This window comes from Candidatus Methanomassiliicoccus intestinalis Issoire-Mx1 (genome assembly GCF_000404225.1).
GTDB classification, from domain to species: Archaea; Thermoplasmatota; Thermoplasmata; order Methanomassiliicoccales; family Methanomassiliicoccaceae; genus Methanomassiliicoccus_A; species Methanomassiliicoccus_A intestinalis.
In genome coordinates this window covers 1,645,527-1,670,289 of sequence record NC_021353.1, presented here as the reverse complement: position 1 = coordinate 1,670,289, position 24,763 = coordinate 1,645,527, and the positions used below count along the sequence as shown (strand labels likewise).

30 protein-coding genes and 1 tRNA gene are annotated in these 24,763 nt (G+C 42.0%); 13 read left to right on the top strand and 18 right to left on the bottom strand.

The window, feature by feature from the left end; all coding sequences use genetic code 11:
- Positions 1–3: 3 nt before the first annotated feature.
- On the bottom strand, positions 4–1,938 hold the full coding sequence (locus H729_RS07975; RefSeq protein WP_020449496.1) for an InlB B-repeat-containing protein: 1,935 nt from the start codon (positions 1,936–1,938) through the stop codon (positions 4–6).
- A complete protein-coding gene (locus H729_RS07970) occupies positions 1,935–4,322 on the bottom strand; it encodes a leucine-rich repeat protein (protein ID WP_020449495.1) in 2,388 nt (795 codons plus the stop codon). The genes H729_RS07975 and H729_RS07970 overlap by 4 nt, the downstream gene beginning before the upstream one ends.
- A 136-nt stretch (positions 4,323–4,458) precedes the next feature.
- On the opposite strand from H729_RS07970, the gene H729_RS07965 reads away from it, so the two are divergent.
- Positions 4,459–5,334 (top strand): hypothetical protein, encoded by an 876-nt coding sequence (locus H729_RS07965; protein ID WP_020449494.1) that lies wholly within the window; start codon positions 4,459–4,461, stop codon positions 5,332–5,334.
- 3 nt (positions 5,335–5,337) lie between these two features.
- Here the strand turns inward: H729_RS07965 and H729_RS07960 are convergent, their stop codons facing one another.
- From H729_RS07960 to H729_RS07920, 9 genes are all read right to left on the bottom strand, one after another.
- Positions 5,338–5,625, bottom strand: a complete 288-nt coding sequence (locus H729_RS07960; protein WP_020449493.1) for a hypothetical protein — start codon at positions 5,623–5,625, stop codon at positions 5,338–5,340.
- Positions 5,626–5,706: 81 nt separating this feature from the next.
- A complete protein-coding gene (locus H729_RS07955) occupies positions 5,707–6,342 on the bottom strand; it encodes a recombinase family protein (protein WP_020449492.1) in 636 nt (211 codons plus the stop codon).
- A complete protein-coding gene (locus tag H729_RS07950) occupies positions 6,342–6,701 on the bottom strand; it encodes a hypothetical protein (RefSeq protein ID WP_020449491.1) in 360 nt (119 codons plus the stop codon). The genes H729_RS07955 and H729_RS07950 overlap by 1 nt, the downstream gene beginning before the upstream one ends.
- Positions 6,701–6,937 (bottom strand): hypothetical protein, encoded by a 237-nt coding sequence (locus tag H729_RS07945; RefSeq protein WP_020449490.1) that lies wholly within the window; start codon positions 6,935–6,937, stop codon positions 6,701–6,703. Before H729_RS07945 ends, H729_RS07950 begins: the two co-directional genes overlap by 1 nt.
- A complete protein-coding gene (locus tag H729_RS07940; protein WP_020449489.1) occupies positions 6,937–7,125 on the bottom strand; it encodes a hypothetical protein in 189 nt (62 codons plus the stop codon). Before H729_RS07940 ends, H729_RS07945 begins: the two co-directional genes overlap by 1 nt.
- On the bottom strand, positions 7,122–7,370 hold the full coding sequence (locus H729_RS07935) for an ASCH/PUA domain-containing protein (RefSeq protein ID WP_020449488.1): 249 nt from the start codon (positions 7,368–7,370) through the stop codon (positions 7,122–7,124). The genes H729_RS07940 and H729_RS07935 overlap by 4 nt, the downstream gene beginning before the upstream one ends.
- A 1-nt stretch (position 7,371) precedes the next feature.
- Positions 7,372–7,635: a hypothetical protein gene (locus H729_RS07930; RefSeq protein WP_020449487.1), complete on the bottom strand. Its 264-nt coding sequence runs from the start codon at positions 7,633–7,635 to the stop codon at positions 7,372–7,374.
- The gene (locus tag H729_RS07925) at positions 7,632–8,495 is read right to left on the bottom strand and encodes a DNA adenine methylase (protein ID WP_020449486.1); all 864 of its coding nucleotides are present in this window, start codon (positions 8,493–8,495) and stop codon (positions 7,632–7,634) included. The genes H729_RS07930 and H729_RS07925 overlap by 4 nt, the downstream gene beginning before the upstream one ends.
- The gene (locus H729_RS07920; RefSeq protein ID WP_147554421.1) at positions 8,492–9,625 is read right to left on the bottom strand and encodes a TrmB family transcriptional regulator; all 1,134 of its coding nucleotides are present in this window, start codon (positions 9,623–9,625) and stop codon (positions 8,492–8,494) included. Before H729_RS07920 ends, H729_RS07925 begins: the two co-directional genes overlap by 4 nt.
- A 312-nt stretch (positions 9,626–9,937) precedes the next feature.
- On the opposite strand from H729_RS07920, the gene H729_RS10230 reads away from it, so the two are divergent.
- The gene (locus H729_RS10230; RefSeq protein WP_256365361.1) at positions 9,938–10,069 is read left to right on the top strand and encodes a hypothetical protein; all 132 of its coding nucleotides are present in this window, start codon (positions 9,938–9,940) and stop codon (positions 10,067–10,069) included.
- A 77-nt stretch (positions 10,070–10,146) separates the two neighbouring features.
- Here the strand turns inward: H729_RS10230 and H729_RS10045 are convergent, their stop codons facing one another.
- From H729_RS10045 to H729_RS07890, 6 genes are all read right to left on the bottom strand, one after another.
- On the bottom strand, positions 10,147–10,314 hold the full coding sequence (locus H729_RS10045) for a hypothetical protein (RefSeq protein WP_172618685.1): 168 nt from the start codon (positions 10,312–10,314) through the stop codon (positions 10,147–10,149).
- Between the two features lie 342 nt (positions 10,315–10,656).
- Positions 10,657–10,732, bottom strand: a tRNA-Pro gene (locus tag H729_RS07910).
- A 38-nt stretch (positions 10,733–10,770) separates the two neighbouring features.
- Positions 10,771–10,962: a DNA-directed RNA polymerase subunit N gene (locus H729_RS07905; protein WP_020449485.1), complete on the bottom strand. Its 192-nt coding sequence runs from the start codon at positions 10,960–10,962 to the stop codon at positions 10,771–10,773.
- A gap of 6 nt (positions 10,963–10,968) precedes the next feature.
- The gene (locus H729_RS07900) at positions 10,969–11,370 is read right to left on the bottom strand and encodes a 30S ribosomal protein S9 (RefSeq protein WP_020449484.1); all 402 of its coding nucleotides are present in this window, start codon (positions 11,368–11,370) and stop codon (positions 10,969–10,971) included.
- A gap of 4 nt (positions 11,371–11,374) precedes the next feature.
- Entirely contained in the window at positions 11,375–11,794 is a 420-nt protein-coding gene (gene rplM / locus H729_RS07895; protein ID WP_020449483.1) for a 50S ribosomal protein L13, read from the bottom strand.
- 4 nt (positions 11,795–11,798) lie between these two features.
- A complete protein-coding gene (locus tag H729_RS07890; protein WP_020449482.1) occupies positions 11,799–12,161 on the bottom strand; it encodes a 50S ribosomal protein L18e in 363 nt (120 codons plus the stop codon).
- A 238-nt stretch (positions 12,162–12,399) separates the two neighbouring features.
- Here H729_RS07890 and H729_RS07885 point away from each other — a divergent pair, with 238 nt between their 5' ends.
- The 10 genes from H729_RS07885 (at position 12,400) to H729_RS07840 (ending at position 22,229) form a co-directional block, all read left to right on the top strand.
- Entirely contained in the window at positions 12,400–13,590 is a 1,191-nt protein-coding gene (locus tag H729_RS07885) for a TIM barrel protein (protein ID WP_020449481.1), read from the top strand.
- Positions 13,591–13,598: 8 nt separating this feature from the next.
- The gene (locus tag H729_RS07880; protein WP_020449480.1) at positions 13,599–14,138 is read left to right on the top strand and encodes an SIS domain-containing protein; all 540 of its coding nucleotides are present in this window, start codon (positions 13,599–13,601) and stop codon (positions 14,136–14,138) included.
- Positions 14,139–14,227: 89 nt separating this feature from the next.
- Positions 14,228–15,346: a tryptophan--tRNA ligase gene (locus H729_RS07875; RefSeq protein ID WP_020449479.1), complete on the top strand. Its 1,119-nt coding sequence runs from the start codon at positions 14,228–14,230 to the stop codon at positions 15,344–15,346.
- 31 nt (positions 15,347–15,377) lie between these two features.
- Entirely contained in the window at positions 15,378–16,883 is a 1,506-nt protein-coding gene (gene pheS / locus H729_RS07870) for a phenylalanine--tRNA ligase subunit alpha (RefSeq protein WP_020449478.1), read from the top strand.
- A 94-nt stretch (positions 16,884–16,977) separates the two neighbouring features.
- Positions 16,978–17,892, top strand: a complete 915-nt coding sequence (locus H729_RS07865) for a hypothetical protein (protein WP_020449477.1) — start codon at positions 16,978–16,980, stop codon at positions 17,890–17,892.
- A 136-nt stretch (positions 17,893–18,028) separates the two neighbouring features.
- Complete coding sequence (locus tag H729_RS07860) at positions 18,029–18,964, top strand: hypothetical protein (RefSeq protein ID WP_020449476.1); 936 nt, start codon at positions 18,029–18,031, stop codon at positions 18,962–18,964.
- A gap of 83 nt (positions 18,965–19,047) precedes the next feature.
- Positions 19,048–20,055 (top strand): S-methyl-5-thioribose-1-phosphate isomerase, encoded by a 1,008-nt coding sequence (gene mtnA / locus H729_RS07855; RefSeq protein ID WP_020449475.1) that lies wholly within the window; start codon positions 19,048–19,050, stop codon positions 20,053–20,055.
- 10 nt (positions 20,056–20,065) lie between these two features.
- Positions 20,066–20,680, top strand: coding sequence for a class II aldolase/adducin family protein (locus tag H729_RS07850; protein ID WP_020449474.1), 615 nt, complete (start codon positions 20,066–20,068; stop codon positions 20,678–20,680).
- 12 nt (positions 20,681–20,692) lie between these two features.
- The gene (locus H729_RS07845; RefSeq protein ID WP_048134074.1) at positions 20,693–21,775 is read left to right on the top strand and encodes a ribosomal biogenesis protein; all 1,083 of its coding nucleotides are present in this window, start codon (positions 20,693–20,695) and stop codon (positions 21,773–21,775) included.
- 73 nt (positions 21,776–21,848) lie between these two features.
- Positions 21,849–22,229, top strand: coding sequence for a translation initiation factor IF-5A (locus H729_RS07840; protein WP_020449472.1), 381 nt, complete (start codon positions 21,849–21,851; stop codon positions 22,227–22,229).
- A 653-nt stretch (positions 22,230–22,882) separates the two neighbouring features.
- Here the strand turns inward: H729_RS07840 and glmM are convergent.
- Positions 22,883–24,244 (bottom strand): phosphoglucosamine mutase, encoded by a 1,362-nt coding sequence (gene glmM, locus H729_RS07835; RefSeq protein WP_020449471.1) that lies wholly within the window; start codon positions 24,242–24,244, stop codon positions 22,883–22,885.
- Positions 24,245–24,520: 276 nt separating this feature from the next.
- Here glmM and H729_RS09910 point away from each other — a divergent pair, with 276 nt between their 5' ends.
- Positions 24,521–24,703: a hypothetical protein gene (locus H729_RS09910; RefSeq protein WP_147554420.1), complete on the top strand. Its 183-nt coding sequence runs from the start codon at positions 24,521–24,523 to the stop codon at positions 24,701–24,703.
- Positions 24,704–24,763: the final 60 nt, after the last annotated feature.

Below are 24,763 nucleotides of genomic sequence, written 5' to 3'. Positions count from 1 at the left end.
TTATCACCCAAAAATCACGTAAAGTATGATGCAGACAATGATCAACAGAACAATTAACCAAATCCACCATGGAATTGAAGATAAGATGCCAGAACTAGATTTTTCATCCCACTTGGCATAGAGAGTTATGTTAGAATTGACGAGCGTATTAAAATTGTATTCAGAAACCAATTCCGCATCAGTGAACCAGCCGGCAAAGGTGTATCCTTTTTTAGTTGGGTTGTCTGGTTTCACGGCATTGGTGTTGGCGCCCACGGTCTGATTTTCTATCTCACTACCACCGTTGGTGTTGAATGAGATCGTGTACTTTGAAGCGTCTTCCCATTTCGCATATAATGTGAGATTACTTTTTACTGGCTCGTTAAAGTCATATTCTGTGGTTAATTCTGCATCGCTGAACCAGCCGGCAAAGCGGTAGCCGGTTCGAAGCGGATCAGCGGGCTTAGACACTTTGTTATTCTCAACAATGACCTGATTCTGCACTTTGCTACCACCGTTGCTGGTAAAAGTGACAGTATAGGTTGTCAGATCTGATGAAGCTTTGACAATCTGAATTGAGTACGACCCGCTGACGCTGACGTCATACTCGTATGATGTCAGAGTGATGGCATAAGCAGAATTTGCTTCGTATGTATGTCTCAGAACATCACTGACGACTGAACCCGCAGTATCTGTTTTTCCGTCTCCCCATTCGACCGTATGAGACGTACATTCAGACATGCTGTTGCTGATGGTGATTGAAACAATCGGGTCTTGCGTGACATCGACTTTGAAATAGTCGGTTCTGACAGGAGTCAGAGTGATGGATTCCTGAGCAGGCACGGTATAGCTGTAGCCTACTGCATTGCCTGCCTGATCTCTCCAGCCAGTCATAAGCTGTACCCAGCCGTCTTCAGATATTGTAGCTGGCATTTGCGGTAACTTTATGGTTGTTCCTACGGGAATGTCTGCTGAATTATTGAGCAATGCGATGTTGTCTTTGTCTGTTTCTAAGTAGTCGATGAGATCATCACAGTTCAGAGTCACAGTAGGCATTTTCCAAATTGCATAGAGCTTTTCTCCTTCTGCTGATGCTGTATATGTGCTTCCAAGAGCGTATTTAGTGCCTGAACCGTCTGCTGATGTGTTCCAACTGTCAAGATAATATCCTTCTCTTGAAAATCCATCTGAAGGCAAAACAACACGGTGATTATCATCAGTGACGATGAATGAATACCAGTAATCAGAGACACCGCCATTTGAATGCAGATACACTTTGTAAACTTCAGTCGCCCAGACGGCATAGAATGTGACGTTTGATCTGACTGTGTATTGTCCTAATGTTGTATACTTAGTTCCTGACGTGGAATTAAGAGCCCAGCCGTTCAGGTACGTGCCGTCCTTCTCCACATCACCAATGCCTGGAAGCGTGATGGTTGTACCAGATGTAACAGTGCGTGTTGTTGACATTGATGATACTACGTGACCGCCAGACAGATTGTATGTGACTGTGTAAGTCGGGGTTGATGAAGAGTAGTGATCGATGGTTACACTGATCGTTTTAGATGTTGTTGCTAGTTTATTCGCCCCGTCTTTCCATGTTTCGATTGATATTGATATGCTGTAATGTCCGTTTGATGTGTAAGTATGGGATGCTGATCCATTATTGTATGAGTTCAGTTCAGATGAGCCGCTGTCTCCCCAGTTGATTTTGTAAATATCATCAATGGCAGAGCCAACATTAGAATCACTCACACTTATCGTGACTCTTGCACCTGATACGCTTACAGTAGCACTTGAATACTGGGTAGGAGAAAATGAAGTTGGGCTTACACTGCTTGATAGTACAACACCGTTGTCATTAGTTTCAGCATCGTCATTAACCGCTAATGCAAGTGATGATAGGCAGAAGACGAGAACAAGGGCTACCGCTCCAAGCATTATCTCTTTGCGCTTCATAGTACCACCTTACAAATCAATGCGAACATAACAATGCACAGAAGCAGAATGACAATGTAGACCCACAACGGTAAGTCTTCAGATGTGTGTTTGTCTGAAGGGTTGTCCGTGTTATTTACCGTCCATGATGCATAAAGTGTAACGTCACTGGTAACCGGCTCGTTAAAATCATATTCTGTTGTTAATTCTGCGTCTGAATACCAGCCTGCAAATGTAAATCCGTCTTTTGTCGGGTTGTCTGGTTTTGTCAGCATGCGGTCTTGCAGTATTTTATGAGATGTAATTTCTGATCCGCCGTTGCTGTTGTATGTGATTGTGAATGTGTCGAGCTTAATGACTTCAGCGGAGGCTGGAAAAGACGAAGCTGTATACTGTACAGTCTTAGGCATCGTGATTGATTCAAGAGATGTTTGAGCGAATGCCTGATTGCCTATTGATTCTACAAGAGCACCTATGCTTGCTTGTTTCAGTGACGTGAAGTAAGCAAAACAATAGGCAGGAATCTGTGTTACATTGTCTCCGATTGTAACAGTAACTTCACTTTCTGAAAGCCCTGCGTTGTACCATGGAGTGGTACTCGACGTGTATATCTTCTCATTTAGTGATTTAGCATTAAACTCTATATTCTTTAAGTGAACTAAATTATAGAAGATTGATTCTGGAATATATCTGACGTTCTCGCCGATTCTGAGTGTTATACCGCCTGCAACGCTGTTGCCTGCTTGATTTTCAGCTTTACTATCACCATATGGGGATGTTGATGCTGTGTAAGAAGCATCTGATACAGCTACTGCATTGTAATTGATCACTGCCAAACGTTGACAACCGCTGAATGCACTATTTGCTATTGATATGACAGACTCACCGATGGTTACCTCGATCAAATACGATGATTTCTGGAATATGCCCGACGGGATATTTGTTACATTGTCTCCAATAATGAGTTTGAAGCCTGCCAGCTTTTCTGGGTCGCTATAGTATAACCTGTATCCTGTAGAGTTGAATACTGGTGTACTGCTGCTTCCTACACTCAAATCGGCGACACTTGGAGCATTGTAATAAACTGTTCCGTAGTAGTCAAGATTTGAGAACATAGAGAGTTGCAGAGCAGTCACAGATTCACCGATGACAAGAATGCAGTCATCAACATCTTTCCCGATGTTTGATCCAGATATCGAACCTGTCGCATTCGATGCGTTGTAGTTTATTTGTGCAAGTTTGTAGCAGTTGTAAAATGCATTGCTTCCAAGTGTTGTTACAGATGCGGGTATTGTTATTTCTTCTAAATTAATGCAGTTATAAAATGCATTTTGTCCGAACTCTGTAAGAGTCTGATTCATTATGATGCTATGTAGATTCTCGAACCAGTAGAATGCAGAAGACGGCAGCACCTTCACATCATCAGACAAAACAACAGTCACATTTTCGGTGTCTTTTCCGGTGTTAAGCCATGCGGATGTTGTGTTGCTATACGATACTGATGTTGCATTGCAGTTGTAATTGATCGTTGCAAGCTTTGTACAGTCTGCAAATGCAAGATTGCTGATGTTAGTTACCGCTTTAGGAATATTGATACTCTCAATAGATGAACAGCCCTGGAACGCTGACACCCCTATTACTGTCAGTGAGTCTGGCAGTATCAGATTGTTCAATTGTTTACAGTCCTTGAATGCACATTCATCGATCTTTGTTGCATGCTCGATCGTGATCGATTCGAGTGAAGACTTATCGAATGCATGAACCCCAATAGTAGTCGTTGAAGGACTCAGAGTGACAGACTTCAGATGATTTGCATTGTAAAAACAGTAAGGTGATATGCTTGTAACAATATTGCCGAATACAACGTTAAGTTCCGATCCAGCGTTGTACCACGGGCTTGTAAGATCTGTATATGGAGTTTCTACACTTGTCGCTGAATTTGAATTGTAATAAACTGCATTTAATTTCAGACAGTTGGTGAATGCATTAATTCCTACCGTCTTGATTGTATACGGAATCAAAACAGATGTCATGTCATAGCAGTTTCTGAAACCGTTTGCATCGATCCGCACAACAGGCAAATCTTTGTAAGAATCTGGGATGACAACATCTCCTTTCAGGTTTGTTGTCTTTGCTGACACACTGTATCCAGTCATCGTAGTCACAGCAGACGAGCCCGTTCCTGTTGTCGTATATACTTCTTTGAATGTGAAGTCGTCAAGTGATGACGACAAAACGTGACTTTGTGTCTGATCGCTTTGATTGTCTGATGTGACCATTCCGAGTGGAATGACAAGCATCAGAGCAACCAAGGCGATGAGAGCTATCGCTAACTTATTTCTTGATTGAATGAAAATACCTCCATTGTTGCCTTCCTTTTTAGAAAAAAGGAGTAAAGAAACCACCTTGCTCTGGTAGGCGGTTCGTAAGTATCTACACCAACTTAAACATATTTATTAAAAGCTAAATTTAAATATTTAAAAAACGAAATGTATATATATATATATATATAAGAATTTTGAAGATAGTTAAATACTAAAAATGCCATCAAAATATTTGGTATTTATCATGAATATGATTATTGAACAGATGGACTATCTAAAAGGGTACATGTCTAGATTCTTAGTAACGACCGTAATCTTTGCCATCGTATCCGTTGTGTGTATATATCTATGTATTATAAATCCAGAGAATCCATACATAGTCATTCCAACGACATTAGCAGGAGCAACTGTTTCAACAGTGGTATGGTTGATAAATGACTATGTGAGATTTCAGAAAGAAACACGTATGTTATATGTTAGCGAAAGGATAAATTGTGAAATAAAGGTTAGAGAATATCTATCTGAAATTAATAACTACATACGACAAAAGATCGATCGTAAGGCATTGGCTATGAATAAAAACCCACTTAGCCAGGAAGATTACAAATATATATTTAGTAAAGTTGATGATATTCGATCATATCTCTGTGATTACCCTTATTTCTGTCAGGTTTATACGGTTTCAGAAGAATTTTTAAGGGCATATTATTATTTTACCAGACTATATTTTAAATTAGATGCATGCGTAATGATTAATAAAAAGAAAAACGTCAGTATAGATAAAGCATATGATACTCTGGTGTATCGAACACGGCTTGATCAAAACATTTGCGATATTGTAAACGAGAATAATGAAGTACTTGAGACCTCTATGAAATTACAGGATATCGAAGTGAATACAGAGAAACTAGAGTGTGAAGGTTTTATAGACACGAGTGAGGAGGATCTAGGATTCATATTTGAAACAGGTAACATTGCATACTATCTCATACCATTGAGGCAACTAAGGGATTATTTCCCTATTAACATGGGCGATTATAGCTTTTATAAATTAAGTATGAGAGATAGAGATATTTATAAGGATATAATCTAAGAATTAAAGAATCCGCCGAAGAAGAGATTCGATCTCTTCAACGGTTTTTATACACTTTTTAGCATCTTTATCCATCAATGAATCTAAGATTGGTTCCATTAACTCCTTTGGGATACATGAATACATCAAGTAGAGGAGTCTGATTGCATCTTCAGCCAGTTCTGACTTTGTTTTATTAGTAGCTAACTTCAGGATCTCTACTTTTTGCTTAACATCATTAGAAAGAATAAAACCACACACTTTCTCATCTATTTTTTCTTTGAAAAATAGGTCATGAGTAGTTATTCCCATTTTATCTACCTTTGTACGGCATCATAGCATCTAAGATGGCTTTACTAACGACCGTTTGAAGATCATAGCTTATTTTGCCATTCATTTATATACCTCCGACGATCCCCTTTCTTGACCACTCCAAAGACCGAGGTCTGATAATTCTCTTCGTAAAGTATTGCGTGAGATCCCTCTCATCATCGCAGAGAGTTTTCTAAGCGAGATCTGCGGATCTTCTTCTAGAATCTTTTTGATCCTCTCGATTTGATCTTTACTCAATGTCGTCTTAGGATGCCCGATCTTCTTGCCTTCTCTCCTTGCTCTATCTAATCCATCCTTTGTCCTCTCGCTGATCAATTCTCTTTCAAATTCTGCAAATGCAGAAAGCATCGTGAAGAACATCTTTCCTGCCGGTGTGCTTGTGTCGATCTGCTGATCAACGAATTCTAGATCTACATTGTAGCTTTTCAGCTGATCGCACACGGTGAGAAGATTTGAAACGGATCTCATCATTCTGTCAAGCTTAATTGCAACGATTTTGTCGAAGCAGTGCATCTTAGCATCTTTCATCATTCTGTCAAGATCAGGACGATGCGCCTTTGCACCTGAACAGACATCCATGTAGGTATCATAGACTTCAAGTCCTCGTCTCTGCGCAAACTCCTTGAGTCTGAACATCTGATTGTCAGTGTCCTGCTCTCTTGTAGAGACCCTTGCATAAAGAGCGACTCTGAGCATCAGATCGCCCCCAGGAATAAAAGCAATGCACACAGTCCCAGCGTACCGATCAGAACAACCGTGAACAGATGGAGAAATCCATCCATTCTGTACAGAATTGCTGTGTACCCAGTCGTTATGCCATCTGCCTCATCCGTAACGATATGAGTTATACGACCGCGATTCTTGCCGAATGGAAACATACCATGCTTTGAGTCTAAATTTATAATTTCAATGCGGTCTCCTGGGTAAAACGTAGGGGATGTCTCATTGTTTTTTGATGTGGCGATACCATACCGGCTCCAGAATACGTGTCGATATTCACCACGCCTCATGTATGTTTTATGCAGGATTGGCAGCCTGTCTGGTGATCCGTTCATCACTCATCACCTATCCTGAAAAAGTGATCAATGCCTTTCTGCGTGATGCTCCAGCGATCGCGTGTTGATCTTATGTAGTTCTGTTTCTCAAGAGAGTAAAGAGCAGTCAGGAGTTCGTCCATGCTGTAGAGCTCGTGTCTTATGTGGGTAATTAAGCTTACACTCAACACAGTCTGGCCGTTCTGCTGTGCAGACAAGAGATATCTAGCTATGCAGAGCTCAATAGATTCAGACATTACAGACCCTCCCTGCTTTTGATGATCCAGCATCCTGATGATCTGATGACATCATTTCCTGCATGCTTTAGTTCTGTCTGTGCAATACTAGATAGGTAGCCCTTGTAACGATATGTGTGTCTGGCAGGAGTGAAAAAGAACAAACGGGCTGGATTTTGCAGTATCACGCGCGGGATCTGATATTTCATTCCGATCCCTCCTCGATACCCAGAATGGCGTATCCAGAAGTCAGACCTGGGACACGCTTCAATACATAGCAGATGCGTCTGACCACTTCCCTGCCCGTAAATTCTTCAGCGTCTGGATCCCATTCTTTCAAAATGAGAATATCGCGAATCTGGAAACCTCTGTCATCATTTATCAGCTCAAATGTCTTTGCTCCAATAACCACTGCTTCAAAATAATCTGGCATTATCTTTAATTCATGAATCATATTAATCACCTAAAAAATCTAGTCTGGCCTGCTTTCCGGAAAACATTTTAGAGCGTTTGAGATAGTCTCGTCCCAATGGACTTAGCACATATCCTCTGAGAAAATAATCAGCTAAACGCTCGTCTTCAATGTACTTAAAAACATTTGTTAAGATCTCGTTGTCCTCACCGCAGTCTATCATGCTGACGAGGGATTTTCGATCAAGAGGAACATCTGAGTCTTTGATGAGCTTAAGAGTCTTGAGTAATAGATCCTCAAAGCTCATTGAACCACCTCTTCAAGTTTTGTCTGCTTCGGCGCCTGTTTGATATTCAGCTTCTCAAACGTTTCTGGATCATAATTGGTCCAGAGGATTTCCTGTCTCTCTGATTTTAACTCGTTGTTTCTGTTGATTTTATCTTTACTGCAATACCAGCCTTCGTAAAGCTCATCAAAAAAGTCTGAGTGGTATCCAGATATGGCCACGTAGCCTTCTACGTTGTTGAGAATGTATGCCAGATGCCTATGTTGCACCGAGCTCATTTCATATTTGTAGCAGTAAGAATTTGACCTGGAACCATGGTAGTACGGAGGATCCACATAGAAGAGTGTATCCTGAGTGTCATATTTCCTGATGATCTTGAGAGCGTCATCGTTTGTTATCTGCACCCTCAGAAGTCTTGATGCGATGAGCTCTAAACGTTCCAGATTGACCTGGTATCTACCTACGGCGCCGGACATTTCACGCCGCGTATGTGTGATGGAAGGATTCCACGCTCCATGATATGGTCTTGCCCCTCTGGACATTGTGGCTCTGATGAAAAATGATCTTGCGCGTTCCAGGTCGCTGTGTCCTTCTGTATTGAGGGTTATCAGGGCATTTTTAAACTCTTCCTGGGAAAACGGTGTCAACTCAAGCGATTTGAGAAGATCTTCCGTCTGTTCTCTGAGGACTCTGAAGAATATGACAATGTTTGAGTCCAGGTCGTTGTATGTTTCCACCTCAACTGGGTCTCTTGACAGTAAGACGGATGCGGCGCCGGCGAAGGGCTCACAGTAGCGTTTGGTCTGAGGTAGTTTCGGCAGAATGAAACGCAGATGTCTTGATTTACCGCCGTAATATGGAAACGGGGGCACTGCTTTCATAGGTACATCACTCCAAAGTCTGTTGATGCAGTTGTTGGCTCCTCTGACTGCTGAGTTGATCCAATCTTGGCCATTACGAAATGCTTGAATTCAATATCGTTCCTAATTGCCTCTTTTGTCCTCTTGGCATCCATCTCATAAATAGACCAGAATGTTTCCAAATCATTCTGGAAAGATGTCATTTGAGTGGCCATTGATTCGACATTTGCCTCTAGTCCTCGTATCTTTTCTGGAGCTTCAACGATGATTCTTGCCAGCGTTGGAGTGTGTGCACCGATTTCGTATCCTTTCCTTGAGTCTGAGAGATACACCTCTCTGCTTTCGGAATACGTTACGATTCTGTCAGATATGCCTTTCAGGGATTCATCGTACTGTTCCAGGTGCGGTTTCTGTTTTGTTAGAATGGGAGCACCTAACTGCCATTCCAGTTCAGTTTCCAGATAATCGATTATGTCTTTTGTTGCTTCAACTGCTATCTGTTCCCAGATATCTCCTTCGTCAGGGGTGACTATTAGTTCAGGAGGATTGATGAGCAACAGAAGTTTAGGGTCTCCTCCCTGCTTGTAGCTCTCGTTGACTACGATTGTCACTGTGGGATCAGGAGAATAAGGCATGCGGCCAAGCAGCTTAACGAGATTTTCATAGTGAATAGGCTTCTCGTAGTAGGGGAGCTCTCCCCTGAGAGACCGTGTGTTGTTTTTGATAGGCCTGTTCCATGAATCCTTCTCTATGAAACCAATATCGCCGTGTTTGTAGACCTGCACCTTGCACATCGAATGATGAAAATTCAGGAACCTAGAATCGTGATCGGGGGCGTGACTAAGGGAGGGGGTGGTGGGGGCTATGCCCTTGATTTTTGCCTTGTAGTCACGGCCAGTGTTGCAAGAGTACCCTTCGGGTAGTTTATCCAATAAAAAGTCTGGCACATTTCCGGCTTCGTAGATCACAGGTTTTGAGGAACCTTCTTTTTTCCTGACGTATCCTAGCCTTTCTAGCTCTTTCACATACTCAGAAATTCTCTGTTTAGGCTTTCTAAGCCTCATAGAAATTGTAGCCTGGCTATTTCCATGCACTAACATTGTGAAAACTTTCGTAAGAGTTTTGGAGAGGGGCATGGGTTTAGAAATCACGGCGGAGCCCTCCCGTAGGTGTCACGGTTTTAGTCACGGCCAGTGTTGCAAGAGTGCCCTTCAAAGGGTGCCCTCCCTTAGTCACGGCCAGTGTTGCAGAAAACTCTTCCCTAAAAACCCTAGGTTTCCTGTGTTTTCTGTGGTCATAGTCACGGCCAGTGTTGCAAGAGTGCCCTCCCTTGCTATACGTACACACGGTACACCCTAAGCAGTGAGATTCTGCACCTAGTCTGATGGTCGCGGAGCACCGCAGACCTGGTTTGAGAGGGCAGGCGTAAAGCTTCATTGCCGCTCCCTTTTCAGAGGTTCAAAGTGTCTGCACCTGGGGCAGGTTCTGCAGCTTACTCTTCCGCTTGTGCATCTGAACTTGTCATACCTGCACGGAGCAGATACCTCGTTGTGTATGCAAAATTCACAACAGTCTTTCCGTATCCAGTGGATTGACTCGTCACAAGGCAGGTCAAGGTAGGTCTGCGAATAGAGATCTAAAGCAGACATGAAATAAGGGTAGGAGGTGGTCATTATGACCGTCTCCGTGTCCAGTTCAGAGCCGTTATCTGCCTCTTTTTTAGATCTTCTTCCAGGATATTTAATGCAAATTCAAGCTCATCGAGTGATTTGTTGAGTTCATTTATCGTCAGAGCTTTGTTTGCTTTGAAGATCGGTGTTAAAACGCTCGGAAGCGTCAATTGACCACTTCCTTCTCAAGAGCTAGCGCTATTGCTGGCTTATCATTTAGCTTCAGAGCTAAAGCTAGAGCTAATTCAATTCTTCTTCTCATTTCTTCGACACCTGTTACGCTATGCGCAACGCCGAGGGCTAACGCTTGATCTTTATAAATATGTTTTTGAAAAAGTCGTAAGAGAGGACCGCCCTCACAGATTTTAAGGTGTCGAAGCTTAAAAAATGTGAGTGAGGGCGGTTCATATTCAGCGTTTTTTGTATATGATTCTTGTGATTTTTGCTGGCGAATTCCAATGCACTGAATGCCGGCGGAATTAGAGCCAGATTTAATGTTTACCAGTGGTAATTGGTGGGTCCGTCCGAATTTGAATCGGAGTCACCAGCACCCCAAGCTGGAAGGATACCAAGCTACCCCACGGACCCGTTGATATAAAAGGGAAAAGGGAAAGAGGTTTATAAGCTTAGCCCAGAGGTATAACTTCGTCGACTAAATCTGCGTGAGCGACGATCATCCTGCGGCAACAGTAGCGGGTTAAACCAAGGTCATCTAAGACGTCCTTGGGGTTTTCGCCCATCTGCACTCTTTTGACATATGTTTCGTATAGGCCTCCGACGACCTTGCCGCATGTAAAGCACCTTACTGGGATCATCATATTGCATCACCTGTATGACTTCTGTCTCTTCTTTCTAGCACCGCGTCCCTGTGGTTTCTTTGGAAGTTTTCTACGCGGGTCGCTGATAAGCAAAGAGCGGTCATATTGTTTGAAGCTTGCCTCTAGTTCTGAATCCTGCAGAAATTCAACAAGTCCTTTTGCGATGGATGTACGGACTGCTTCAGCCTGTCCCATAAATCCTCCACCCTGAACATTTACGTTGATATCTACAGCTGCAACTTTATCCCCTGCGAGGAGCAGAGGTTCCATCATTTTGAAACGGGCAAGTTCAGGAGTGTATATCTCAATTGGTACATTATTTACCCTGACTTTCCCACTTCCGCTTTTTACGGAAGCACGGGCGACAGCTTCTTTTCTCTTACCGCTAGTATTTACTGCGTCTGCCATACAATCACCTCACTCTAGATCCGAGACGTTCTGCAACTTCACCGAGGGTTACATATTTGTCAGTCCAAAGTGTCATCGCGCTTTCAATCTTTTCAAGTTTAGCGGACTCCAGCTCTTTAGGAATTCCAACGTATACCCTTACTCTGCGGTATGCTTCTCTTCCTCTTGGGTGCATGAATGGAATCATTCCCCTGACTGTTTTCTTGAGGATTAGATCAGCTCTCTTTGGGAAGAACGGACCGCTTGTCTGCTTTCCACGGTGATATTTATCAAGGTACTTGTTGAATATCACTTGCCTGTCGCCTGTAATGATTGCTTTCTCGGCATTTACTACGATTACCTCTTCACCATTAAGGATACGCTTTGCGATATTTGTGCTCAGACGTCCTAGGATGTGTTTATCTGCATCGATAACAATTGCCATATAATCACCCCATAATCCTTACGCCTTTACCACTGGGGTTTTCTTTCACTAGCTCAGCTATTGTAAGCTTTTTTCCACCAGCGTCTTCTATGGCTTTTGCGGCTGCGGCAGAGAAACGGTATGCTGCGATAGTAATGTTTTTACTAATTTTCCCAGCACCTAGTACCTTTCCAGGCACTAAAATTATGTCTCCATCGTTTGCGTTCCTTTCTAGCTTGCTCAAGTTAACTTCGGCCCAGTTACGACTGGGTTTTTCTAGTCTTTGAGCAATGTCTCGCCAGATGGCCGCATCCCCTTCGCGCGTCTCCCTCTTCAATTCAGCGATGAGGGCTACTAAATTGGGATCTGTCTTCTGTGTCGTTTTCATTCTGACTCCCTCGACATTGAGTGGGAGCTCTAAACAGGATGCAATAGATAAAGCTTTCCAATGATCTCTTTTTGATATTCGTATTTATATCATCAGATGCTTTAGCATTTCTATTCTTCAGATGATGCATCGATAGAAGAAGATTTATAAATCCTTCATCTTTTTCATTAGTTATAAATATAATCAGATATAACCTCCATTCTGGAAGTGTTGGAGTTATTGTGATGGTGATTTGTCCATGATACGATTTGGTCCCGCTGGTATCCCGCTCTCGTGTAAAGGAAGAACACTTAGGGATGGAATTGAAGATGTCCACAGCCTGGGCTTAACAGCCATGGAAGTTCAAATGTTGCGAATAAATGCAATGGAAAGATTTCCGGACGATGATGAAATCGGTCTTTCTCCCTTAGAAATTGAGACTGATTTAGTTGTAGAAATAATCAGAACCAAAGGGAAAAAAGAGATATCCATAACCGACCCGTCAGAGCCAATCAAGGAATCTGATGTCCTAATATCTCTTGCTTCAGGCCTTGCTCAAACTTACTCTGAATTCAATGAAATTGGAGCAATGGGCAAAGAGATGGATGTCCAGCTTTCAATGCACACTCCATACTATATGGATCTTGGAACCAATGATGAACTGACAGCAAAATGTCTCAATGCTCTGAGATGGGCCGGCATGATGACTGATCAGATGGATGGTAAAATCGTTGTAACACACATGGGTTTGTACGGTGACAACCCTAAAAAACAGACCAAGAAAAACATTATCGACAATCTTTCCGAGATAATGGCTTGGTGGGACGATAATGGAATCAGGCCAAAATTAGGTTTGGAGATGAGCGGACGTCAGGAAGTATTTGGTTCCACATCTGAAATCTTTGAAGTCTGTGATAATGTTCCAGGAACAATACCTGTGATTAATTTTGCTCATGTTCATGCCCGCAATCCTACGCTGCACGAACCTGAAGATTTTGGCATACTTATTGATGAAGTCAGGAAATATGCAAGCAATGATATTTACGCTCATTTTGCAGGTGTAGAGCATGAAGGCGGAAATGAGAAAAGGATAACTCCAATCAAGCGCGGAGACCTTAAATTCGAACCGCTGGCCGAGTATCTAGCTGATGAGTCTGCAAATGTAACTATAATCTCTTCATCTCCACTGCTGGAGCACGATGCGATGTATATGAAACTGATATACGAACGCATGCTCACGAGAAAAGTGTCAAAAGAGTCCAGAATTAAGAAAGGCGGAAAGGAGCAGTCGTTTGACGATGTAGGATATGACATCTCAATCGATGGGGTATCACCCTCATCTGATGAATCTGCATCGTTCCCTGACGATTCAATTGATGACTTAGATACAGAATCCGACAGTTTTGATGATCTCGAATTAAAAAAATCCTCACCTAAAAGAAAGAGATAAGTGATCTCATGAAAGAGACACTAAACTACTTTCTCGGCGCAATTGATAAAGCACTATCTGGCGTAAATCAAGCATCTGTCGATCTGATGATCGATTCTATAACTGCGCCCAGAAAGATCTTCATTTATGGTGTAGGCAGATCCGGTCTCATCGCTCAGGCATTTGCAGTCCGTTTGGTACAGCTGGGCTTTGATGTTCATTTCGTAGGGGAAATGACAACGCCAATTGTTGATTCCGGAGATCTTGTGATAATTGTCTCAAACACTGGTGAAACAATGTCTGCTGTACAGACTGCCAATATCGTAAGGAGGGTAGGAGCTGAGGTTATTTCAATAACTTCTCATCCTAATTCAAAACTTGGACACGCTTCTAACCTAATCATTCAGATATCTTCTCCAGATGATAAGGAAAAAAAGCGTAACGCTCCTCTTGGAACTATTTTTGAAGATGCTTCGCTGTTATTCTTTGATCTGTTGATTCCTAAAATAATGGAGAAAACAGGACAAAACGAACAGTCCCTAGAGAGGCGTCATGCTATCTGGGTATGACGTACAACAATAGCAATTCTGTATTCTAACTTAAAGAACTACCCAAGGTAAAATTTAAACACTACCAGCGCTCTCTTCGCTTTGGTAAGATGGCTGAGGATTTTAAAGTCACTCCCTGGGAAGTCAGCGGTGAAGTAGATTACGACATGTTAATCGAAAGATTTGGAACCAAACATGTTGATAATGCACTTCTTGATCGTATGTCTAAGTATGGCGAGCTTCATCCATTGCTTAAGCGAGGTATAGTATACTCTCACAGGGACATGGATTGGATCCTTGATCGCTATGATGCAGGTGAAAAATTTTATCTGTATACTGGAAGGGGGCCGTCTGGTAACACTCACATGGGGCACCTAATGCCTTGGATATTCACAAAATATCTTCAGGATACCTTCAAAGTACCACTTTATTTTCAGCTCACTGATGATGAGAAATTTCTTTTCAATGAAAAATTAACATTGGATGATACAAAAAATATGGCATACGAAAACATGCTGGATGTAATCGCTTTAGGCTTTGATCCTACATTAACTAAGATAATAATAGATACGAACTGTATCAAGACTCTTTATCCCATCGCTTTGAAAACTGCAAAGAAAATCACATTTTCTACAGCTCGTGCTGTGTTTGGGTTTGAAAATTCCACTAACATTGGGAGCATATTTTATACAAGCATCCAGGCAGCTCCAGCCTTCATGGTATCTGAAATCGAAGGAAAGAATGTTCCTTGCCTGATCCCCTGCGGAATCGATCAGGATCCTCACTTCAGGGTTGCTAGAGACATAGCTCCGCTGTTAGGATACTATAAACCAGCACTGCTGCACAATAAAATGTTTCCCGGTCTTCAGGGAACAGATAAAATGTCATCTTCACAACCAAACAGTACAATATACACCACTGATACTCCCAAACAAGTCCGTAAAAAGGTAATGTCTGCATTTACAGGTGGTGCAGTAACAGTTGAAGATCAAAGGAAGAATGGTGGTAAACCAGAAATCTGTTCTGTGTTCAAATACCTGCATTTCCTCTTTGAAGAAGATGACAAAAAGCTTGAGGAACTGATGATAAAATGCCGTAATGGAGAAATTCTCTGTGGCGAGTGTAAAAAGTCATTAGCGGATTCTATGGTAAACTTTATTGAAATTCATCAGGAGAAACGGGAAAAAGCGAGAGACAAAGTTCAGGATTATCTTTTCTGCGAGGATTAGTCTTAATTACTAATGCGTTTTTCCTCTTTTTATGAATGTCTCAGAAATTCTAGAAGGCCTGAATGCCAACGAATCAAGGCTACTTCTAGCGCTGGCATCGAAAGGTAAACCGACTTCCCCTGAAGAAATATTTTCTGCTGGTGCTTTTGACCAGTTAGTTGAAGTCATGAATGCTGCTTCCTGGCTTAATGCTAAGGGATTAATCACTCTTTCTGAGACCTCTTACAAATGCTATGCCCTTAAGAAGCCGTTGGATGCGCCTCTTCCTGAGAGGCGGGCGTTGGAATACATATTGAACAATGACGGTAAAATAGAAATGGCCGATCTGTCAAAAGCGGTCGACAGTTCTGAAGTTTCTATTGCTCTCGGCTGGCTGAGAAAAAAGAATCTCGCATCCATTGACAAATCATCTGGCAAAACAATGATCATCGTTACAGAAGAGGGAAAATCCAAAACTGAGACAGACGATGAAAAAGTTTTGAGAATCTTATCAAACGGTGAGGCACACGAGTCTGATCTTGATTCAAAAGCCATAGCTCAATTAAAATCCAGGCAGGATCTTATATCTGAGCGCATAGTCACAGATAGGATACTTACATTGACTGATCTGGGAAAAGAAGTTGTGAACAGCGGATTAGAAGTCAAAGAAGAAGTAGCACAACTGACTCCAGAATTGATCCAGAGTGGGAAATGGAAAGACGTTGCCATTAGAAAATATGATGTCAGGACATTTGCACCTGCAATCTATCCCGGTAAAAAACATCCTCTGAGCATCATAGCCGATGAGATTAGAACGATTTTTACCAGTATGGGGTTTAAAGAAATCGATGAACAATACGTGCAGCCTGCATTCTGGAACATGGATGCCCTCTTTACACCACAAGATCACCCAGCCAGGGAACTCCAAGACACTTTCTACTTAGCACATCCGCAGCGTGCTGAATTGGACGATCCTGTAGTAGAAAAAGTAGCAGCAATTCATGAGAACGGAGGAAATACAGGATCAATAGGCTGGGGAACAAAATGGTCAAAGGAGGAAGCTGAAAAACTACTTCTGAGGACTCACACAACCGTCAACAGCATCAAATATCTCAGCCAGCACACTGAACCTCCAGTAAAGGTGTTCTCACTCAGCAAAGTTTTCAGAAAAGAAGCCATAGATGCAACGCATCTTCCAGAATTCACACAGATTGAAGGGATCATCATGGATGAAGATGCGAATTTCGATATGCTGTGCGGTATCATCAAAGAATTCTACCGTCGCATGGGTTTCACAGACATACGATTCCGTCCAGGGTATTTCCCTTACGTAGAACCTTCATTAGAAGTAGAGGTTAAATTCAGAGGAAAATGGATGGAACTCGGTGGAGCCGGAGTATTCCGTCCAGAGGTTACAGAGCCTTTTGGAATAAAACATCCTGTTTTAGCATGGGGCATGGGATTTGAAAGGTTAGCCATGCTAAGGTGGAATCTGAAAGATCTGAGGGACCTTTACATCAGTGATATTGAGATGTTGAGAGAAAATCCTCTCATCTAATTTATTCTCAATTTATTAATTCAAAATTTAGGGTCTCATTCATATCCTAGAGCATTAAGTAATATCCAGCACATGCATTCTATGGAGAACCAATATGACCGCAATACTCACTGATAGACCCCTTGAAGAGATAATGGAGCATGCACCTTCAAGAGGAGAGGACTACCTAGAAGATGAACTGCTGATTCATGGCTGTGTGAGGATCATCAGGCGTGATGATATACGACTCAGCTATCTCAAATACTTCAACTGCGGTTTTGATCAGCAGGTCAATAATCTTCTGCATACTGATGTAAATCATTGGTACGTATATACTCTGGAAGAGGATACCGGACTATCAATTGATGTTAGTACGTTTCTATTTGTGTATTGGTATCTTACAAAAGGTAAGCATATCGTACTATACCGCATAGAGAATATACCGGGATTTGGACCAGAGACTATGGTTTCAACCATAGACATTGCACCAAAAGGTTCAGGCATGACACCTAAGGAAGAGTATCATCGTAATGTCCCAGATGTGCTATATCATTTCTTAGATCCCAGCGGCAGTGCACACCTTCATGATACTGCTATTTTGGAACGGATGAGTAAAGATGAATATTTTGATGAGAATTTTTTAATCGGCAGAATACCAAACGATCATATAACACTCAAAGAGCTCATGGAAATTTCTGGAAACTGTTCGATGTATACAACAGTCTATGATTATGATGAAGCGATGTCTATACTCTCTGAACTCGGTGGAATACTGTCAGCAAGAGAGAATGAAGTATGGAAGAAGTACGCTAAACCATTAGAACTGATAACATCATATGAGCAGTACTGGGAGTGGAAAGATCGAGGCGGTAAAACTCCTCCGATGACTAGAAAAGACAGCAAATATAATGACTGCCAGGTGAAAATGTACGGTCTCTATAGCAGATCCTATGTCAATATGCTCCTCAGGGTTTGTATATGGGACGTACCTGTTGACAATAATCTGATTGGATTGATAGCTTTCATCTAATCGACAATAAAACATAATATTTGGGCAAATGCCCAATCTTATTCCTGTCAGCAAGTACATTATTTGTAATCGATTTACTACAATATAATGAGAGTACTAAAAAATACACAGCACATGCATTCTATGGCGGAGTAATATGACCACGATACTTACAGATGTGCCTTTAGAAGAAATCATGAGTCATGCACCCCCAAGGGGATATCCATACTTGGAAGAAGAAACATTAATTTATGGTTGTATCAAGTTGGCCAGATATGATGAAATTCTCAACGCATCTCAACAGGAATATGCTGATAATTTTAATCACCATCTCAACAAACTGATGAACACTGATGTTGATTGGCACACATATGTAGTGGCAGATGATATCTGTCCCAAAATAGACGCTCGTTTGTTCTTATTCGTATATTGGTATCTAACAAGGGGAGACAACATTGCCATTTATCTGGATGTTGATATGCCCCCATTTGGGCCTGAAACCATGGTCTCCCATATAGATATAAGTGTAAAAAAACCAGGTATGACTCCTATGTGGAATTGTCGCAAAGTGTCTGAAGATGTAATCTATCATTTTACTGATTCTAACAACACCGCGCATCTTCATGACACAACCATACTTGAGAGGATGGCAAAAGATGAATATTTTGATAAAAATCATTTTCAGACAGGCAGAGTACCACATGATGTTTTATCTCTCAATGAACTCATGAAAATCACTGGAAATTGCTTAACATATACAACGGTCTACGATTATGACTTGGTAACATCTACACTCAATCTGTTTGGGGGAATCTGCTCTGATCGTGAAACTAATGCTCTTGATATGTATGTTACTCCTCTGGAATTGATAACATCTTTTGAGAAGTATTGGGCATGGAAGGATTGTGGTTGGGAAGGTCCTCCTATGACAAGGGGACCAAGCATGTATGGTAATTGCCTAGTGCGCATGTATTGCCTGTACAGCAGCTCCTCTGTTGATGAGCTCTCAAAAATATGCATCAATGGAGAACCGATAGATAATAATCAGATGGGGATGGTAGTTCTGATTGACAACAAGATTCCAAGCAGATAAACACTTAGGGGGTTAAATCTCCCTTATCTTTTTTGTCAACAAGTATATTATTTGTAAGCGACTTCCTACAACTAAGTGGTTAAATGAAAGTTCTTACTGATGGTGGATCCATTGATATCCGTGCAGTATGGTTTGAAGATAACAAAGTCAAAATGATCGACCAGCGAATCTTACCTCATGAGTTCAAAATTATCGAATTTTCTAATTATCTTGATGTAGCCGAGGCTATCAAAAATATGACAGTCCGCGGTGCACCTGCTATCGGTGCCTCTGCGGCGTATGGCATGGCTTTAGCATCTCTGCAGGAAGTAGATCTTTTGGAAGCAGCAACTGTTCTGAAATCTACCAGGCCGACAGCTTTTGATTTGTTCTATGCTGTAGATAAAATGCTCGAGGCTGCAAAAAATAATGAAAATCTGGTCACTGCCGCGAATAATTACGCTGATCAGATTGTAGACAAATGCCGTAAGATCGGTGAATATGGAGCAGAATTAATTGCCGATGGAAACGTCATCATGACTCACTGCAATGCCGGTGCCTTAGCAACTGTAGATATCGGGACTGCTCTTGCACCTATGAGGGCTGCCAGGGATCAGGGTAAGAATATATTCGTATATACCTCTGAAACCCGTCCCAGGCTGCAGGGTATGAAGCTAACTGCATGGGAACTTTTGAACGAGGGGATCCCGCACAAGATTATCGCCGATGGAGCATCAGGCGCAGTGATGAGAAAAGGTGTGGATATGATCATAGTCGGAGCTGACAGAATCGCTGCAAACGGAGATTTTGCCAATAAAATCGGGACCTATGATAAGGCCGTCTTAGCTCATGAGTTAGGCATTCCATTTTATGTAGCCGCTCCAGTTTCAACATTTGACTTCAGCATTGCCAGCGGAAAAGAGATTGTTATCGAAGACCGCAGTGAAGAGGAAGTTACAGAAATAGATGGATACAGAATAGCTCCAGACGGATGCAGTGCGCTCAATCCATCATTCGATATGTCTGAAGCTAAGTATGTTAAAGGTTTCATAACTGAAATTGGGGTCTTGTCTCCAAGCGAGATAAGCCGCATAAATTCTGCAAAACTATGATGGTGCAATTATGAATGAACAACTTTCTCAGGATCTGGCTGATGTCGGCAGGCTGCTTTATGAAAAGCGTCTGACAATTGCCAGCGGCGGCAATATGAGTGTAAGGGCTGGCAACTCTATGTTGATCACTCCGTCAGGTGTCTGCAAAGGAATGCTTTCCGGTCGCGATATGATTGAAATTGATATTTCATCAGGAGAGATAATCGGAAAAGGAAAACCATCAATCGAGACTCCCTTCCATTTAGGGATCTACCGTTCCCGGCCTGATGTAAATGCAGTCATCCACTGCCATCCTGTTTCTTGCACAGTTCTTGCCATCCAGAAAAAAGATCTCCGTACGAATCTTACTCCAGAATCTTTAATGATCCTAGGAAAAGATGTGCCGATGATACCTTACGATACTCCAGGTTCAGACGGCTTGGCTGAGAAATTAATTGCCACTATGGGACCAAGCAAAGCCTGCCTGATGCAGAACCACGGCGCTTTGGTAGTCGGCAAAGATCTGATGGATGCCTTCTTCAGAATGGAAACCCTTGAATACATTGCCACTTTACAATTGAAATGCGGTGAGGTACCCGGTCTTCCAGAAGATGAAATCGAAAGGGTACTTGCTATGAGCAAATGATGGTGCATGCCGATGATAATTGTAACAAAGTGGTTTGGAGTATTCTTAGTTGACAAAGACAAAGTAGTCCGCAGTATCCTGTTTGATAAGAATCCAAACACCATTGCGCAGAAGCTTTCAGTTGTTCAGCGCGGTGAAATCCTTCCAGAAGAGGAACAGCTGGCTGGAAAGCATATTCATGTGGCTGAAGCAAGGATGTCCTCATTGGGCAGACCGGAATTCTGTGATTCTTCATTCATTCACCCTGAAGATTTTGGCTATTCTCCCCAGCTTATGCAGAAAGTAATGATTGAACTGGGAAAAATGAGGATCAGGGAGCCTTTGTCGCCGGACAGGGTCATCGTGCAGGCCGTCAGAGCCCTGGATGATGTGATAGAAACAATTAACCTTGTTAGTGAGAGACTGCATGAGTGGTACGGGCTCTATTTTCCAGAACTTTCAGACTATGCAGCTGATGAAAGCTATGCCCGCATGATCTCTGAAAAAGAGTCAAGGGAGGATATTCTGGATTCTCTGGATCTCCGCTTGGAGACAGTAGGATCAGAGTTAGAGCCAGTTGATCTGAACTCAATAAGGCATTTTGCCTCCTCACTTCATTATTTATACGAGGAAAAAGAGGAACTTGAAAAATACATCAAGGACAGGATGGATAAGGCTGCACCAAATCTTTCTGCAGTTGTAGGACACAGTCTTGCTGCCAGATTAATCTCTCTGGCAGGGGGTCTGAAGCGTCTCACAACTATGCCTGCAGGAACAGTCCAGCTCCTAGGTGCAGAAAAAGCTCTCTTTGCACACCTGAAACAGGGCAAAAGACCACCTAAGCACGGTATAATCTTCCAGCATCCTCTGATTCACAAGGCTGCATATTGGCAAAGGGGAAAGATCGCTAGAGCAATGTCCAATAAATTATCGCTGGCTGCCAAGATTGACTACTTTAAAGGTGAATTCATTGGAGATCAGCTTTATGAGGATCTCTGCAAAAGGGTAGAAGAGATTCAGGAGAAGTATCCCGAACCTCCGCCAAGGAAGGAACCCGTAAGACAAAACCGCAAGCCTAAAAAACGCAATAATAACAAAAATAGAAAGGCAAAATAAAATTTTCCATAATATTGCGCTTTCGACCAGCAAGTTATATAAATAGCTGGTGTTTTCCCTTTTTTAGATTACTATGTGGACTCAGGCTGAAGTAAGGGAACTCAAAGTAGGCCGTTATATGCTTATTGATGAGGAACCCTGCAAGATTATTTCCATCGATACATCCAAACCTGGAAAACACGGCGAAGCTAAAGCTCGTATAGAAGCTGTAGGCTTGTATGATGGAAAGAAGAGAAGCGTTGTGCACCCAGTGAAACATAAAATCCAGGTGCCAATGATCGACAAGAGAAAGGGACAGATCCTGAATCTTGCTGGTGACGAATTGAATGTAATGGACCTTGAAACATACGAACAATTCTCATTACCTGCTGATCCAGAATTTGCAGACCTGCAACCAGGCGACGAAGTTCTGTACATGGTCGCAATGGGAAAACGTAAAATTATAAAAGTATAAAACCAGCATGGGGCCGCAGCCCCACTTATTTTTCTATATCTGCTATCGCAGCACACCATTTCACAGATCATGCTCTGCTTTTTTTGATCATGTGAATACACTTAATTGCAGTGTAAAATTATGCAGTGATAATGCATATATAATTTGGATGTAATCTCCAACTATAGCTGCAATAAAGCTAACCACTTTAAAGTTAGTTTCGTCCTCGATAACCTCCCATTATGGTCAGGGAGTGTTAGCTTTATGCACTATACATACGTTAAGCGCTACGGGTGTCTCGTGCAGACACCCAAAACCTTTTCGTAGTTTATTTGTTTTAAATGTTGTTTTTGATTCGTTGTATTTTAGTGCGATACGTAACTATAAATATATTGGATGCTATGTCCAATTACTACTATCGCAGAGGCATACTCATATCGTCTAATTGAGTAAGCCATTGTGTTGTAGCACTAGCGAAATCCATAGTCTACAGGCTCGGACATTATGCCTGTAAAACCTCTTGTCGTAAGCTATGCATATGGGTGCACACAAGCACCCCAAACCTTTTCATGATGTTTTATTAGAATTATCTTATTGGTTTTTAATTGCATATATTAATTTTATAAAAATTATAAATAGGTACAGGCTTAGAAAGCACTGTCCCCGGTTTCAGATCATTTTAGGTATTTTCTTATTGCTTCTGCTAGAACTTTCTCGCACTCATCAGATCTTTCTTTTGCTTCCAGTTCCGTCTTTGCTTCAGAATATATTCTGAATAGAGGTTCAGTTCCAGAAGGTCTTACAAGAGTCCATCCATCAGAGTAGCAGATTTTTACACCGTCAATGGTATTGACCTCTTCCTTTTCATACTGTTTTACCAGATAGGAGAGAACTGAATTTTTCAAATCATTTGGACACACAGTCTTGCGTTTATCCTGACTGTATCTTGGAAGTTTCTCTACTAAGTCTGACAGAGGTCCCTGTTTTGATACAATTTCAAGCATTTTGGCGGCAGTCATGGCGCCGTCTCTGCAGTACTGATGCTTTGGAAAGATCAATCCTCCGTTTTCTTCTCCTCCAAAGACTGCACCGATCTCGATCATTTTTCTTGATACAACCGGAGCTCCTACTTTGGTGTAAACGATCTTTCCGCCTTCTGCGGTCACAACATCTTCTACACAGTTGGAAGATGAAACAGGAGTCACTACTGTGCCGCCATTATTTTCTTTGACCATTTCTGATGCTACTATTGCCAGACTTTTGTCTCCGTAGAGATAATGACCTTTGTTGTCTATGAATATCGTCCTGTCGGCATCGCCGTCATGAGCTATTCCCAAATCTGCTCCAGTTTCCTTTACAGTCGCTATCAGATCTTTTAGATGATCTTCGGTAGGCTCTGACGGATGTCCTGGAAATGTTCCCATCGGATTGCCGTTCAGAGTAATCGCCCTGACTCCCAGATCTTTCAAGAGTCTTGGTGATGAAACTGTTGAGGCTCCATTTGCACAGTCAAGAACGACTTTCAATTCGGCGTTTTTTATTGCCTGAACATCAACCAATTTTATGATGGATGAAAGGTACGCATCGATAGCTCCAGATCTTGGATACATCGAACCGACCTGATCCCAAGACATATTTGAGAATGATTTTTTATAATAACTCCTCTCAATTTCTTCTTCTTTCTGTCTTGGCATCTCTGTTCCGTCTGCATCTATGCATTTGATGCCGTTGAATTCTGGAGGATTGTGAGATGCAGTGATCATAACTCCTCCTGCAATACCATTGGATTTTACATAATGCTGTACAACTGGAGTAGGAACCATTCCCAGATCAATTACATTGGCTCCAGAAGACATAATTCCGGCAGCAACTGCACTTTTAATCATATCTGCAGATGTTCTTGGATCATTACCGATCGCGACATTGCCTTTCATGCAGGTTCCAATAGCTTTTCCCAAGTCCATTGAGAGTTGTGCAGACAAGTCTTGATTGATTACTCCCCTTACACCATTTGTTCCAAATAAACGTTCATCCATAACAAGTACACCTTATGAATCAGACTCAATGTTGTTTTATAGCAATGTATGATATTTGAACTTCCCTATCTTTCTTTAGATTGTATTCTATATGGCAGTATATAGCATAATAACATTATATATTGATGAACAAAGCTGGATAACAGAACTGCTAACTCTTTTCATACGTTTGATTCAGTTAAAAATGGAGACGCTATCGATATCAAGGCTTTAGCCGCACTTCTTACCATAATGCTCTTTTATTAAATATCAAAAAGTCAATTCGAAAAATCCCGGATGTCGCAAGAAATTGTGAAAAAAGGGAGAGTCAGCCCTGCGGGGGTGACTACCACTCATCCCCGCCGGGCCGGATCCTCGCATTTGGGAGGAGGTGAAGAAATGAACCTTTTCTCCAGATGTAGCGTCTGGACGATCGTTACGATCGATGATGTCATTGTAGCGATCCTTGATTGGATGTAAAAGTCCAATCCGTCTGGCTCACGTTACGAGCCCGGTTCCTGCAAAGGAACCGTCAACCCC

Excerpts from the sequence above, each read along its gene's own strand:
- H729_RS07845 (WP_048134074.1), top strand. The coding sequence starts at position 20,693 with ATGATAATTGTAACAAAGTGGTTTGGAGTATTCTTAGTTGACAAAGAC.
- H729_RS07930 (WP_020449487.1), bottom strand. The coding sequence starts at position 7,635 with ATGAGCTTTGAGGATCTATTACTCAAGACTCTTAAGCTCATCAAAGAC.
- H729_RS07975 (WP_020449496.1), bottom strand. The coding sequence starts at position 1,938 with ATGAAGCGCAAAGAGATAATGCTTGGAGCGGTAGCCCTTGTTCTCGTC.
- H729_RS07955 (WP_020449492.1), bottom strand. The coding sequence starts at position 6,342 with ATGCTCAGAGTCGCTCTTTATGCAAGGGTCTCTACAAGAGAGCAGGAC.
- H729_RS07890 (WP_020449482.1), bottom strand. The coding sequence starts at position 12,161 with ATGAAAACGACACAGAAGACAGATCCCAATTTAGTAGCCCTCATCGCT.
- H729_RS07860 (WP_020449476.1), top strand. The coding sequence starts at position 18,029 with ATGACCACGATACTTACAGATGTGCCTTTAGAAGAAATCATGAGTCAT.
- H729_RS07935 (WP_020449488.1), bottom strand. The coding sequence starts at position 7,370 with ATGATTCATGAATTAAAGATAATGCCAGATTATTTTGAAGCAGTGGTT.
- H729_RS07950 (WP_020449491.1), bottom strand. The coding sequence starts at position 6,701 with ATGAACGGATCACCAGACAGGCTGCCAATCCTGCATAAAACATACATG.
- H729_RS07840 (WP_020449472.1), top strand. The coding sequence starts at position 21,849 with ATGTGGACTCAGGCTGAAGTAAGGGAACTCAAAGTAGGCCGTTATATG.
- H729_RS07905 (WP_020449485.1), bottom strand. The coding sequence starts at position 10,962 with ATGATGATCCCAGTAAGGTGCTTTACATGCGGCAAGGTCGTCGGAGGC.
- H729_RS07880 (WP_020449480.1), top strand. The coding sequence starts at position 13,599 with ATGAAAGAGACACTAAACTACTTTCTCGGCGCAATTGATAAAGCACTA.
- rplM (WP_020449483.1), bottom strand. The coding sequence starts at position 11,794 with ATGGCAATTGTTATCGATGCAGATAAACACATCCTAGGACGTCTGAGC.
- H729_RS07945 (WP_020449490.1), bottom strand. The coding sequence starts at position 6,937 with ATGTCTGAATCTATTGAGCTCTGCATAGCTAGATATCTCTTGTCTGCA.
- H729_RS07865 (WP_020449477.1), top strand. The coding sequence starts at position 16,978 with ATGACCGCAATACTCACTGATAGACCCCTTGAAGAGATAATGGAGCAT.
- mtnA (WP_020449475.1), top strand. The coding sequence starts at position 19,048 with ATGAAAGTTCTTACTGATGGTGGATCCATTGATATCCGTGCAGTATGG.
- glmM (WP_020449471.1), bottom strand. The coding sequence starts at position 24,244 with ATGGATGAACGTTTATTTGGAACAAATGGTGTAAGGGGAGTAATCAAT.
- H729_RS07940 (WP_020449489.1), bottom strand. The coding sequence starts at position 7,125 with ATGAAATATCAGATCCCGCGCGTGATACTGCAAAATCCAGCCCGTTTG.
- H729_RS07875 (WP_020449479.1), top strand. The coding sequence starts at position 14,228 with ATGGCTGAGGATTTTAAAGTCACTCCCTGGGAAGTCAGCGGTGAAGTA.
- H729_RS07925 (WP_020449486.1), bottom strand. The coding sequence starts at position 8,495 with ATGAAAGCAGTGCCCCCGTTTCCATATTACGGCGGTAAATCAAGACAT.
- H729_RS07900 (WP_020449484.1), bottom strand. The coding sequence starts at position 11,370 with ATGGCAGACGCAGTAAATACTAGCGGTAAGAGAAAAGAAGCTGTCGCC.
- pheS (WP_020449478.1), top strand. The coding sequence starts at position 15,378 with ATGAATGTCTCAGAAATTCTAGAAGGCCTGAATGCCAACGAATCAAGG.
- H729_RS07885 (WP_020449481.1), top strand. The coding sequence starts at position 12,400 with ATGATACGATTTGGTCCCGCTGGTATCCCGCTCTCGTGTAAAGGAAGA.
- H729_RS09910 (WP_147554420.1), top strand. The coding sequence starts at position 24,521 with ATGTCGCAAGAAATTGTGAAAAAAGGGAGAGTCAGCCCTGCGGGGGTG.
- H729_RS07850 (WP_020449474.1), top strand. The coding sequence starts at position 20,066 with ATGAATGAACAACTTTCTCAGGATCTGGCTGATGTCGGCAGGCTGCTT.
- H729_RS07965 (WP_020449494.1), top strand. The coding sequence starts at position 4,459 with ATGCCATCAAAATATTTGGTATTTATCATGAATATGATTATTGAACAG.
- H729_RS07960 (WP_020449493.1), bottom strand. The coding sequence starts at position 5,625 with ATGGGAATAACTACTCATGACCTATTTTTCAAAGAAAAAATAGATGAG.